Here is a 13,577-nt window from a genome sequence, read left to right on the forward strand (position 1 = left end):
CTTCATGGATACTAAAACAGAAATCAAAAGATGGAGTGAGTTTATCGCTCTAGAGCAAGATGTTCGTAAGGAACTTGAAGCGATTATGGGGGACGAAAGTGCTCTAGAAGATAGCTTTTACCGTGAACTTGCTTTTGGCACAGGAGGAATGCGCGGAGAAATTGGTCCTGGTCCAAACCGCATGAATACATATACAGTAAGAAAAGCAGCTGAAGGTTTAGCGCGTTTTATAGAAAAGCGTGGAGAAGATGCAAAAAGACGAGGTGTGGCAATTGCATTTGATTCGAGGCATAAATCTGCAAAATTCGCCCACGAAGCTGCTATTACTCTTGGTGCCCATGGGATAAAAGCCTATGTGTTTTATGACTTACGACCAACTCCAGAATTGTCGTTTGCTGTTCGGTACTTGCAAGCAGAAGCCGGTATAGTTATTACCGCTTCCCACAATCCGCCTGAATATAATGGATTTAAAGTTTACGGGGCAGATGGTGGTCAATTTCCACCAGAGCTCGCAGAGGAACTTGTGGATTGTGTATCGTCAATTGAAGATGAATTGACGATTGAGGTGGGAGATGAAGCGAAGCTAAAAGCAGCTCAAATGTATGAAGTGATTTCTGATGAGATTGATAATGCTTATAATGAAGCATTAAAAACAATTTTGTTACAACCAGATCTAGCGAAAGATAAAGGAAAAGAGTTAAACATTGTTTTTACACCACTACACGGCACTGCCAATCATTCAGTTCGTCGAGTTTTAGAAGAGACAGGGTTCACAAACGTGGTTGTTGTAAAAGAACAAGAGCTACCCGATCCACAGTTCTCAACAGTCAAATCACCAAATCCCGAGGAGCACGCCGCTTTTGCATTAGCCATTGAATACGGTAAAAGCATGGATGCAGATGTTCTTCTCGCAACAGATCCAGATGCTGATCGAGTTGGGCTGGCGGTGAAAAACACTGAAGGTGAATACATCGTATTAACTGGGAACCAGACAGGCGCTCTAATGCTTGATTATTTATTGGAACAACGAAAATCAACGAACAGTTTACCAGAAAATGGCGTTGTTTTAAAAACGATTGTAACTTCTGAGATCGGTAAAGCAATTGCAAATGCTTATGGATTAACCACAATAGATACATTAACTGGCTTTAAGTTCATAGGTGAGAAAATGGGCGAATATGAACGTACTGGTGAACATGATTTTCTATTTGGGTATGAAGAAAGTTATGGATACTTGATTGGTGATTTTGTTCGTGATAAAGATGCTGTTCAGGCTTGTTTGTTTGCCGCAGAGCTTGCCCTTCACTACAAAGAAAAAGGAATGACCGTATACGAAGGTTTAATTGATGTATATCATAAGTATGGTTTTTATCGCGAAGGGCTTCATTCTCTTACGTTAAAAGGAAAAGAAGGGGCTGAAAAAATCACATCAATTCTTTTGTCTTTACGTCAAGAGCCTCCAAAGCATATGGGCGGGATAGACGTTGCCCGTGTAGAAGATTATGAAAGAAGTAGTGTGTTAACAATCGCGACGGGAGCATCAGCTGCAATCAACTTGCCGTCATCAAATGTTTTAAAATATGTACTTGAAGACGGTTCATGGTTCTGTGTTCGTCCTTCAGGAACCGAACCAAAAGTGAAGTTCTATTTTGGGGTTGTGGGAAAGAACTTAGAAGATAGTGAATCTAAGCTCAAGCATTTACAACAGGCGGTTATGGCATATATGGAAGCTTTCATTCATTAATATAAAAAACACTTGTCTAAGCTCGGACAAGTGTTTTTTGTGCATTTCTTCATGATCCAAAGAGATGGTTCATACAATGAAAGAATAAAGGAGGGAGACCGTTTGTCTGATAACTGGAAAGAATTAGAGTATGCGATTAGTGAAATTACTGAAATTGCGAGCGGCTTTGGCCTTGATTTTTATGAAATGCGTTATGAAATTTGTCCAGCCGATATTATTTATACGTTTGGTGCCTATGGCATGCCAACAAGGTATAGTCATTGGTCATTCGGTAAGCAATACCATAAAATGAAATTACAATATGATCTTGGACTTAGCAAGATCTATGAGTTAGTTATCAATTCAGATCCTTGTTATGCGTTTTTGCTTGATAGTAACACATTGATTCAAAACAAGTTAATTGTCGCTCATGTTCTTGGTCATTGTGATTTCTTTAAAAATAATGTTCGTTTCTTAAATACAAGAAGAGATATGGTAGAAAGCATGAGTGCTACAGCTGAAAGGATTGCTAACTATGAACATAGTTACGGGAAAGAAGCAGTCGAGAACTTTTTGGATGCAGTCTTAGCTATCCAAGAACATATAGACCCAACGCTAGTTAAGCCAAAAGAAGAAGAACAACAAACGATCGGAAGAAAACGAGTTTCTGAATATGAAGACTTATGGGGATTAGAGGAACCAGTAAAAAAAGAACTAATTAAAAGAAGGGATCAATTTCCTTCTGGCCCTGAAAAAGATTTGCTTTCGTTTATTGAGAACCATAGTAGAGAATTAGAACCATGGCAACGAGACATTTTAACGATGATGCGGGAAGAAATGCTTTATTTTTGGCCGCAGTTAGAAACGAAAATTATGAATGAAGGTTGGGCATCTTTTTGGCACGCACGCATTATTCGGGAAATGGAGTTAACGAGTGATGAGGCGATTGAGTTTGCGAAATTGAATGCGGGTGTCGTTCAACCATCAAGAACCTCTATAAATCCATATTATTTAGGGTTAAAAATGTTTGAAAATATTGAGAGACGTTACAACGAACCAACAGAAGAAATGATTCGTCTTCAAGGAGTAAAACCAGGCAGTGGACGCGAAAAAATGTTTGAGGTAAGGGAAATTGAATCTGACACATCCTTTTTGCGAAACTATTTAACGAAAGAACTTGTTTATGAAGAGGATATGTATTTATTCCAAAAGCAAGGCAGTGATTATAAGATTATTGATAAAGCATGGGAAGGGGTGCGTGATCAATTAACCCAATCTCGTATTAATGGTGGTTTCCCTTATTTAGTTGTTACGAATGGCGATTATATGAAAAATGGAGAACTTTATATAACACATCAATATGAAGGAACAGAGCTTGACGTTAGTTATATAGAAAAAGTTGTTCCGTACATTCATCAACTATGGGGAAGAGCAGTTCATTTAGAAACCATCGTAAACGAAAAAAAGATTGCGTTTATTTACGATGGAAACAAAATACACCGAAAGTATTTATAGGGCAAACATGCCCTTTTTTCATTAGACAATATACATAATAAATTTTCAAAAAAATTAATAAATCAATTGACGCTACTAACTTTTCAGAGTAAGATAAATTTTATGACTAAAAAGAGTTTCGTAAATCTAAGTATTAATAATCAAGAGGTGATGTAAAGGTGGAGACCTTTAAGCGTCTAGCACGATTTTATCTTCCGGATAAGAAATATTTTATTTTTTCTTTAATTGCGTTAGTTTTTGTAACCGTCATCACAGTAATATACCCGGTTATTTTACAAATCGCAATTGACGTAGGCATTAGGGAAGGTCAGTACAACATCATTCCTTACTTAGCAATTGGTTTAATCATCATTATGGCCATAAAAGGGGTCGCTACTTATGTAAATCAATATTTTGGAGATTTGTTTGGCGTTCGATCCGTATACCGTGTTCGGAAAACGTTGTATGAAAAACTTCAATTTCTTCCTTTTCGCTATTATGACAATGCTAAAACAGGCGATTTAATGTCGCGTTTAACAGCAGATGTAGAGGCGTTTCGTTTTTTTCTTTCCTTCGGATTTGCGCAACTTGTAAACTTCGTCTTACTCGTTAGTTTTGCAATGATTGTTATGTTTTATTATTCTGTTCCACTTACTCTTGTGACAATGGTTACGCTCCCCTTTCTAGCTGTTGCAGTTTATAAATTTGATAAGAGGGTGCATCCAAGTTTTCGTCAGGTCCGAAAATCTCTTGCTAATTTAAATACAAAAGTTCAGGAAAATGTAAGTGGGATGCATACTGTAAAAGCCCTTTCGCAAGAAACAACTGAAAAGAATCGATTTGAAACGCAAAATGATGATTATCGGACAAAGAACTTAACCATTTCTAATGTTTGGGGAACCTACTTTCCATTAATGGAGTTTATAGGAAATGTATCTGCTGTATTATTGCTAGGTTTTGGCGGGTATTTAGCCGTACAAGGTCAACTTACCCCTGGAGAACTAACGGCATTTTTTAGCCTTGTTTGGTTTATTATTGGTCCTATTATGAACTTGGGTTTTATAATTAATATGTTTTCTCAATCAAAAGCTTCAGGTGAAAGACTTTTAGAGATCCTCGATGAAGAAGAACGAAGCAATGGCCCAGAGCAAACGGAAGAATTCAAAAAACTGCGGGGTGAGGTTACGTTTAAGCAAGTGGACTTGCGCTATAATAACAAATCTAAGAATGCACTTTCGCAGATTGAGTTTCATGCTCCTATTGGTTCAACAATTGGCTTAGTAGGTGCTACTGGTGCTGGTAAATCAAGTATTATTCAATTGCTCTTACGCTTTTATGATAAAACTGCTGGAGAAATATTATTGGATGGCAAGCCGATAGAAGAGTATGACGTGAAGGAAATTCGTAAGAATGTAGGAATTGTACTTCAGCAAACATTCCTTTTCTCATCATCAATCCGAGATAACTTAGCTTACGGGAATTCTGCTGCAACCATGGAAGAAATTATTGAAGCAGCAAAGCGTGCAGATGCGCATGAGTTCATTAATCAATTGCCTGATGGATATGATACAATCCTTGGCGAACGAGGATTAGGTTTGTCAGGGGGGCAAAAACAACGAATTGCTATTGCTCGAGCTATGATTATGAATCCAAGTATTCTCGTAATGGATGATTCAACAAGCGCTGTTGATATGCAGACTGAAACAAAGATTCAAAAAGCGATGAAAGAAATCATGCAAGGACGAACAACATTTATTATTGCTCATCGCATATCTTCGGTAAAACACTGCGATCAAATTCTTGTGCTTAAAGAAGGTGTAATTGAGCAAAGGGGAGAGCATGAATCCTTGCTTCAAGAGGAAGGGTTATATAAACGGATATATGATATTCAAAACAAGGACCAACAATACGTGCTTCAACAGGCATAAGGAAGTGATATAAATGGAACAAGCAAGAAAAAAGTCGCGATTTCACTACCCCGTTGAACAGATTATAGAAAAACCGTTTAATTGGAAACAAATGATTCGATTATTCACATTCATTAAACCATATGGTAAAACGCTTTTACCTAAAACCATCTTAATGATGCTTATTGCTACAGCAGTCAGACTGGCCATCCCAATTTTTATTGGGGTATTTGCTGTAGATCAGTTGGAAAGAGGCGTAGCTCAAGGTTCGGATATGATTTTGTATGCTGGTATCGTATTAGCCTTATATCTACTGTCTTATGTAGCGAATGTATTTAGAATTCGTTGGATGAATCGGCTTGGACAATATGTAATTTTTGATATACGGAAGAAGTTATTTGATCATATCCAACATTTATCACATCGTTTTTTTGATCAACGTTCTGCGGGTTCAATCCTTGTCAGAGTGATAAATGATGTTAATTCACTACAAGATTTGTTTACAAATGGTGTTATTAACTTGTTAATGGATGTTGTCATGTTGCTTGGGATAGTCGCAATCCTCTTTTATTTAAGCCCGGAGCTTGCAATTGTTATATTAATTGTTTTACCAATCATGTTTTTCATCTCCACAAAGTTGCGTAGAAAAATACGTCGCGCTTGGCAAACAGTACGTTTACGTCAATCACGTTTAAATTCTCACTTAAATGAAAGTATTCAAGGAATTCGCGTCACGCAAGCATACGCACAAGAACAAGAAAATATGGAATTCTTTGATGAAGTAAATACACAAAACTACGAGAGCTGGCGTGAAGCAACTAAGCAGAATGCATTATTTCGTCCGTTTGTAGAAATGGCGAGTGCATTAGGTGGAGCGATATTAATTTGGTATGGTGCTTATTTAATTCAAAGTGATACTAGCGCGCTTGAATTAGGCGTATTTGTAGCTTTTGCTTTTTATATAGGTATGTTTTGGGAACCTATTTCTCGACTAGGTCAAGTATATAACCAATTACTAGTTGGAATGGCCTCGAGTGAACGGATATTTGAGTTTCTTGATGAAGAACCAAATGTCGTAGATAAAATCGATGCAAAACCGTTAACGAATGTAAAAGGAGAACTCGTTTTTAAAGACGTAGAGTTTTCTTATGACAATAAACGAAAAGCATTAAACCGAATCAATTTAACGTTCAAAGCAGGCACAACTGTTGCCTTAGTAGGGCATACAGGTTCTGGAAAGTCGACAGTTGTTAATTTAATGAGTCGTTTTTACGATCCGACAAATGGGGACGTCTTTTTAGACGGCGTCAATTTAAAGGATATTCGTCTAAGCGAATTACGTAAGAATGTTAGCTACGTCTTACAGGATACGTTTATTTTTGCAGGGACCATTATGGATAATATTCGCTTTGGGAATCCAGAGGCGACAGAGGAACAGATCATAGCTTCTGCCAAAGCAATTGGTGCGCATTCATTTATTGAAAAACTCGAAAAAGGCTATCACACGGAAGTAGAAGAACAAGGAAGTGTACTCTCAGTAGGAGAGAGACAGTTACTTTCATTTGCCAGAGCCTTATTGGCCGACCCAAAGATCCTTATTTTAGATGAAGCGACTGCTAGTATTGATACAGAAACAGAGTTGAAAATACAAGAAGGCCTAAAAACACTCTTAGCAGGCAGAACTGCAGTCATGATTGCTCACCGCTTATCTACAATTCGTGATTCCGACAACATCATTGTGCTTGAACATGGCAATATGATGGAACAAGGCACACATGATCAATTAATGAAGCACCAAGGTATTTATTTCGCACTTGTTAAGTCTCAATATGCAGCAATTAAAGAGTAAGAAAAAAACAGCTTTCTTTCATAAAGAAGAAAGCTGTTTTCTTTAATGAATTGATTGACTTTTTAGTTAAATGGGGTAGAATGGAATCACCCAAAGAATAAACTGATAATATTTGGAGTGGAGAGAAACAAGTATAGAGAGGCCAGGGGATAGAATGAAATATGCATTTGCCAAACGAGTGCGCCATCTACAGTCATCGGCCGTACGCGATATTCTAAAAGTAGTGAATCAAGGAAACATCATCTCATTTGCTGGTGGCTTACCAGACGATGGTTTATTTCCTGCAAAAGCGATTGAAGATGCTTTCTCTAGAGCTTTTTCTAAGGGGAATAAAGCACTCCAATATGGAGAAACAGAAGGTTACCGACCTCTTCGAGAAGTAATACTCGAGCGAATGGCTGAAAAAGATATTACAGGGTTTACAGCTGACCATGTATTAATGACAACAGGATCGCAGCAAGCAATTGATCTATTCTCAAGGGTATTAATTAGTCCGGGAGACGTTATTCTAACTGAAGAACCAACGTATTTAGCTGCTTTACAAGTTTTTCAATCTTATGAGGCTACGATTATTCCAGTTAAATGTGATGAAGACGGCATGATTATGTCAGATTTACTATCAAAGATTAAACTTTATAAGCCAAAAATAATGTATGTGGTCCCAACATTCTCAAACCCTGCTGGTCGTGTGTGGACACTGGAACGGCGTAAAGAACTAATTAAACTTATTCATAAACACCATGTGCTTGTCTTTGAAGATGATCCCTATGGAGATATTCAATTCACGAATGAAGGTTATACACCTATCGCTGCATTGGATGATGGTTCACATGTACTTTATACAAGTACTTTTTCAAAAACGGCAGTTCCAGCACTACGAACGGGATGGATCGTTGGACCATATCAAGTCATTCGCATGATGGCGCAAGCAAAACAAGCAAATGATTTACATTCTAATTCATTAGCCCACCAAGCATTATATGAACTTTGTCGTCATTTTGATCTGGATGGACATATACAATCAATTCGTGAATTGTATGCTCATCGGAAAGATGTAATGGTAGAAAGCTTGAGTGCTGCAAAAAAAAGTGGAATCATTACTTTCGAAGAACCTAAGGGCGGAATGTTTTTATGGTTAGAGGCAAGTGCAAATGTGAATACTCAGGCCTTATTACCTCGAGCGATTCAAAAAGGTATGGCGTATGTGCCAGGAGCACCGTTTTATGCAGGGGAGCCTAAACAGAATACACTGCGATTAAACTTCACTCACGCTACTGATGAAGAAATTGTGAAGGGAATGCAGGCGTTGCTAACAATGTTCCAAGAAGTTGAGGAGGAGACATCGTTAATTAAATAGTGAAAAAAGTCGCCTTTATTTGCAAAGGCGGCTTTTACATTGCTCGAAGTCTCCGAACACGTTCTTCAGGTCTTGGGTGTGTTGAAAACAGAGTTGCCGCTTTCTTTTTTAATGGATCGGCAAAGTACAGCGAAGCCGTCGAACTAGATGCTTCTTCAACTGGACTTGAGTTACCAGTAATATTTTCCAGAGCGGAGGCTAGTGCTTCTGGGTTACGAGTTAATTCAACAGCACTCGCATCAGCTAAGTATTCTCTGTTCCGTGAAATAGCCAGTTGCATAATTATTGCAACTAGTGGAGCGAGAAGCACAAGTACTAAAGCGAGAACAAGAATAAGTGGATGTTTATTATTGTTATTTCGTCCACCTGAAAAGATAAAGAAACGCATGCCAATATCGCTTAATATAGCGATTGCGGAGACAAGTGCTACAGCAATCGTGGACAAACGTATATCATAATTGCGAACATGTGCTATCTCATGAGCGAGAACTCCTTCTATTTCTTCTCGAGATAAGCGCTTCATTAAGCCGGTAGTAACTGCGACGGCTCCTGATTTAGGTGAGATGCCTGTTGCGAATGCATTGGGGCTCTCATCTTCAATTATAAATATACGTGGCATAGGAATCCGAGCCGCAATTGAAAGTCCTTCAACTGTGTGCCAGAGAAATGCTTGATCCTTAGATGAAGTGATTTCTCTGGCATGATTCATTCTCATCACTACATTTGTACTTGTAGATATCATAAATATCGTGTAAAAAGTGGCGATGACGGCTGCAAAAAGTGCGCCGCTTAAATAATCACCTGTGCGGATGTAGGTAATTGCAGCACCTATTAATAATACGATAATCACAAAAGCTAAAACGAGGAATACCGTGTTACGTTTGTTTCGAGAAATTTGAGTATAGAACAAACAGCGTCACTCCCCTAAAAGCGAACTTGTACTGGTTCTTTTTCTTCATCTGGTATATCAAGCATGTCATTACGAAGAAAAGAATGCATATTGGCTACGATATTTGAAGGAAAAGACTCAATTTTTGTATTGTAGCGCATAACCATTGAATTATAAGCTTGACGAGCGTAGGATATTTTGTTTTCAGTGCCCGCAAGTTCCTCTTGTAATTGCAGGAAATTTTGATTGGCTTTTAAATCTGGATAAGACTCACTTAGAGCAAATAACTGCCGTAAAAGTCCACTTAATTCGGCATCTTGTTCAACCCTCTCATTCCTAGTGGCGTTTGGTTCTGCAATCACATTTCGAGCTTCAATGACTTTAGTTAATGTTTCTTGCTCGTGTTTTGCATAGCCCTTTACCGTTTCAACTAAGTTAGGGATTAGATCATATCTTCTTTTTAACTGTACATCAATTTGAGCCCAGGATTCTTCTGCCCAATTTCGGTGCTTTACCAATGAGTTGTAACTTGTAATCCATACAAGTGCAATACCTGTAACGATCCCAATAATCACAATTCCTATCATCACGATGTCGTTCACCTCTTTTATTTTTATCTACGTTAATGACTCTAAAAGGGTTCCCTATTTAAAAAAGTTTAGCATGATTAAAAGAATGAAGTAAATTATGTGCATAGTTGTGTAAAGAATCCATATGTTGAAGAGAAAAGATTTGACTTAAATAATGGAGTACGATACGATTTTGGTAGCGCTTACAAAAAGTAATGCGTTTTACTGAACGACCGCTCAGAAGATGAGAGAAGGGGCAAAAACTATGATATTAACTAAAGATCAAACGATGGTACGCGATATGGTGAGGCAATTCGCAAGAAAAGAGATTGCACCACTTGCACCTGAATTAGACAAGGACTCACGTTTTGCGACTGATGTGTTCAAAAAGATGGGCGAGTTAGGCATTCTGGGTATTCCTTTTCCTGAAGCGTATGGGGGTTCAGGCGGAGATACGGTTTCTTACGCGCTTGCAGTAGAAGAAATTGGTTATGCGTGTGGCGGCACGGGGCTTAGTTATGCAGCAGCAGTGTCTCTTGGAGCAAGTCCAATTTTTTATTACGGAACAGAGGAACAAAAGAAAGAACACTTAACTCCGCTAGCTGCGGGTGAATCACTTGGCGCTTTTGGTCTAACAGAGCCAAATGCGGGTTCCGATGCGGGCGGCACGCAAACAAAGGCTAGATTGGATGGGAATGAATATGTTATCAACGGTGAAAAATGCTGGATAACAAATGCTGAATATTCAAGAACAGTGATTGTTACCGCAGTAACAGGAACCCGTGAAAATGGGAAAAAAATGATATCGGCTTTTATAGTCCCAACGAATACGCCTGGTTTTAAGATTAGTTCTAATTACGACAAAATGGGCGTGCGAGCTTCAAATACGTGCGAGCTTATTTTGGAGGATGTCAGAGTACCTAAAGAGAATCTGTTAGGTGATCCTCAAAAAGGCTTTAGCCAATTTCTCTATACACTTGATGGAGGACGAATCTCAATCGCTGCTTTGGCAGTAGGCATTGCTCAATCAGCTTTTGACCGAGCACTTGCCTATGCCAACGAACGGAAACAATTTGGAGTAACGATTGGTTCGTTTCAAGCGATTCAATTTAAACTTGCAGATATGGCTATGGAAATTGAGCTTGCTCGTAATATGGTTCATAAATCAGCTGTTTTAAAAGACCGTGGAGAAGCCTTTGGTAAAGAAGCGGCATATGCAAAATTATTTGCCTCAGAGATGGCTACAAGGACTTGTAATCAAGCATTGCAAATACATGGTGGATATGGATACATGCGTGAATATGAAGTAGAACGAATGCTTCGAGATGCTAAACTTCTCGAAATTGGTGAAGGGACATCAGAAATTCAACGTCTAGTTATAGCAAGACATTTAGGGTTAGGCAAATAATGATGAGCAACTAGGAGGGAGACCTGATGATTCAATCGATTTTAATAGCAAACCGAGGTGAAATTGCTTCACGGATTATTCGAACTTGTCAAAAGATGGGCATCAAGACGGTTTCAGTTTATTCAGACGCTGATAAACAAGCAGAGCATGTCCAAATAGCTGATCGTGCTTTCCATGTGGGTCCTTCTAGAGTTCATGAGAGTTATCTAAATCAAGAGACCATTATAGCTTGTGCGAAAGAAGCTGATGTAGACGCCATTCATCCTGGATATGGTTTATTAAGTGAGCAATCTTCCTTTGCAGAGAATTGCGAGAAGAATGGGTTCATCTTTATTGGTCCTAATGCAAACTCAATTTCATTAATGGGTGATAAGCTCCAAGCGCGTGAAACAATGGTTCATGCAGGAATACCCGTTGTGCCAGGTAGCGCTGATTTACAATCAAAAGAAGCGGTTGTTGAAGAAGCAAAAAAAATTGGTTATCCAGTTATGTTAAAAGCGGCATCGGGAGGAGGAGGCATAGGCATTGATATTTGTCACACAGACGAAGAGTGTCGCAATGCTTATGAGAAAAACAAAAAGAAAGCTGCGATGTTTTTTGGTGATGGATCCCTTTATTTAGAAAAAGGGCTTGTGAATCCACGTCATATAGAAGTTCAAGTTATAGCAGATAAAAGTGGAAACATCTTAACAGTTGGAGAAAGAGATTGTTCAATTCAAAGGAGACATCAAAAAATTGTAGAAGAAGCGCCAGCTTTAGATTTATCAGAGAACACTCGAGAAAAAATGTATCACATTGCTAAAAAAGCGGTCAGTGCGATTGGATACGAAAATGCAGGAACAATTGAATTTCTAGTAGACGAAGACGAAATGTTTTATTTTTTAGAAATGAACACACGGTTGCAAGTGGAGCATCCAGTAACTGAAGAAGTTTTTGGGGTTGACTTAGTTGAATGGCAGATCCGAATTGCTGCAGGAGAAGATTTACCTTGGAAACAAGAAGATATGAATGCCAAAGGGCATGCGATTGAAGTTCGAGTTTATGCCGAAGACCCAGTGCGTTTTTTGCCCTCTCCAGGAACCATTACGGAAATTCAAAAACCTGATGGAACAGGGGTTCGACATGAATGCCCGGTTAAAACTGGAAGTGTGATCACACCTTTTTACGATCCGATGATTGCAAAAATGATTATAAAAGGTAGAAATAGAGTTGAAGCAATTGAACAGTTAACTAGGGCTTTAGAAACTTATCGCATTAGTGGAATTAAAACAAACTTAGCTACATTACGTGGAATTGTGAACCACCCTGCTTTTAAAAAAGGAAATGTAAATACATCGTTTATGACAGTTTATGGGAATGAGTTGCGTTTAGAGGAGGAGAATAAATGAAACAAATAACAGCGACCATGGCAGGAAATGTTTGGAAAGTGACTGTGCAACTTGGAGATACCGTTGAAGTTGGTCAAGAAGTAGCCATTTTAGAATCAATGAAAATGGAAATTCCAATAGAAGCAGAAGTAGAAGGTAAAGTTAAAGCGATTCAAAAGCCGGAAGGGGAATTCGTTAATGAGGGAGACGTGTTAATTGAGCTTGAATAACAGCTTGGTATTATTTGAAGAACAAGAGCATATTGGAATCATTACACTTAATCGACCTAACGCAGCTAATGCTTTATCAAAAAAGTTATTGGATGAACTCATGCATGTTTGTTCATTAATAGCCAGCAAAGCTACTATTCGAGTTGTTGTTTTAAGGTCGGCAGGAGATAAAATTTTTTGTGCAGGAGCTGATTTAAAAGAGCGAGCTGAAATGCAAGAGGAAGAAGTTTTTGATGCAGTCAAAAAAATCTCTAAAACAATAGAAACTATTGCTGCATTACCTCAACCAGTTATCGTGGAAGCAAATGGAAGTGCTTTTGGAGGTGGTCTTGAACTCTGTCTGGCTTGTGATGTACGTGTATTTTCTGAAGAGGCATACTACGGTTTAACTGAAACGAGTCTGGCAATCATTCCAGGAGCTGGTGGTACTCAACGGTTACCCCGTCTCATCGGAGAAGGGCGCGCAAAAGAAATGATTTATACTTCTAAGAGAATAACTGGAACGATCGCTTTAAGTTACGGTATGTGTGAGTATGCAGTTTCAGCGAAGGATACATCAAGAATAACCATGGACCTTGCAAAACAAATGGCAAGTAATGGACCACTTGCTTTAAGGGCAGCCAAGCATGCAATGGTAACAGGTCGTTCTCTTCCATTAGCAGAGGCTTTGGATAAAGAAAAAGAAGCGTATAGCAGCTTATTAAATACGAAAGACCGCTTAGAAGGCTTACTTGCATTTAAAGAGAAACGAAAAGCATCTTATCAAGGACACTAGGAGTGAATG

At 38.6% G+C, this 13,577-nt stretch carries 11 protein-coding genes; 9 read left to right on the forward strand and 2 right to left on the reverse strand.

Annotation, left to right across the window (positions count from 1 at the left end; genetic code table 11):
* The first annotated feature begins 4 nt into the window (after window positions 1-4).
* The 5 genes from BK584_RS00670 to BK584_RS00690 all read left to right on the forward strand — a co-directional run bounded on the left by BK584_RS00670 (window position 5) and on the right by BK584_RS00690 (window position 8,330).
* Entirely contained in the window at window positions 5-1,744 is a 1,740-nt protein-coding gene (locus tag BK584_RS00670) for a phospho-sugar mutase (RefSeq protein WP_078390801.1), read from the forward strand.
* 51 nt (window positions 1,745-1,795) lie between these two features.
* Complete coding sequence (locus tag BK584_RS00675) at window positions 1,796-3,238, forward strand: SpoVR family protein (protein WP_078395311.1); 1,443 nt, start codon at window positions 1,796-1,798, stop codon at window positions 3,236-3,238.
* Between the two features lie 158 nt (window positions 3,239-3,396).
* Complete coding sequence (locus BK584_RS00680) at window positions 3,397-5,145, forward strand: ABC transporter ATP-binding protein (protein ID WP_078390802.1); 1,749 nt, start codon at window positions 3,397-3,399, stop codon at window positions 5,143-5,145.
* Between the two features lie 13 nt (window positions 5,146-5,158).
* A complete protein-coding gene (locus BK584_RS00685; protein WP_078390803.1) occupies window positions 5,159-6,973 on the forward strand; it encodes an ABC transporter ATP-binding protein in 1,815 nt (604 codons plus the stop codon).
* A 154-nt stretch (window positions 6,974-7,127) separates the two neighbouring features.
* Window positions 7,128-8,330: an aminotransferase-like domain-containing protein gene (locus BK584_RS00690; protein ID WP_078390804.1), complete on the forward strand. Its 1,203-nt coding sequence runs from the start codon at window positions 7,128-7,130 to the stop codon at window positions 8,328-8,330.
* 34 nt (window positions 8,331-8,364) lie between these two features.
* Here the strand turns inward: BK584_RS00690 and htpX are convergent, their stop codons facing one another.
* A complete protein-coding gene (gene htpX, locus BK584_RS00695) occupies window positions 8,365-9,240 on the reverse strand; it encodes a zinc metalloprotease HtpX (RefSeq protein ID WP_078390805.1) in 876 nt (291 codons plus the stop codon).
* Window positions 9,241-9,254: 14 nt separating this feature from the next.
* Complete coding sequence (locus BK584_RS00700; protein ID WP_078395313.1) at window positions 9,255-9,806, reverse strand: LemA family protein; 552 nt, start codon at window positions 9,804-9,806, stop codon at window positions 9,255-9,257.
* Window positions 9,807-10,053: 247 nt separating this feature from the next.
* On the opposite strand from BK584_RS00700, the gene BK584_RS00705 reads away from it, so the two are divergent.
* The 4 genes from BK584_RS00705 to BK584_RS00720 are packed head-to-tail and all read left to right on the forward strand — an operon-like array spanning window position 10,054 to window position 13,568.
* Window positions 10,054-11,196, forward strand: a complete 1,143-nt coding sequence (locus tag BK584_RS00705; RefSeq protein WP_078390806.1) for an acyl-CoA dehydrogenase family protein — start codon at window positions 10,054-10,056, stop codon at window positions 11,194-11,196.
* 26 nt (window positions 11,197-11,222) lie between these two features.
* Window positions 11,223-12,584, forward strand: a complete 1,362-nt coding sequence (locus tag BK584_RS00710) for an acetyl-CoA carboxylase biotin carboxylase subunit (protein ID WP_078390807.1) — start codon at window positions 11,223-11,225, stop codon at window positions 12,582-12,584.
* Window positions 12,581-12,793 (forward strand): acetyl-CoA carboxylase biotin carboxyl carrier protein subunit, encoded by a 213-nt coding sequence (locus BK584_RS00715; RefSeq protein WP_078390808.1) that lies wholly within the window; start codon window positions 12,581-12,583, stop codon window positions 12,791-12,793. Before BK584_RS00710 ends, BK584_RS00715 begins: the two co-directional genes overlap by 4 nt.
* Window positions 12,786-13,568, forward strand: coding sequence for an enoyl-CoA hydratase-related protein (locus tag BK584_RS00720; protein WP_078395316.1), 783 nt, complete (start codon window positions 12,786-12,788; stop codon window positions 13,566-13,568). The genes BK584_RS00715 and BK584_RS00720 overlap by 8 nt, the downstream gene beginning before the upstream one ends.
* Window positions 13,569-13,577: the final 9 nt, after the last annotated feature.

The sequence above is a fragment of the Shouchella patagoniensis genome (genome assembly GCF_002019705.1).
Lineage (GTDB): Bacteria > Bacillota > Bacilli > Bacillales > Bacillaceae_D > Shouchella > Shouchella patagoniensis.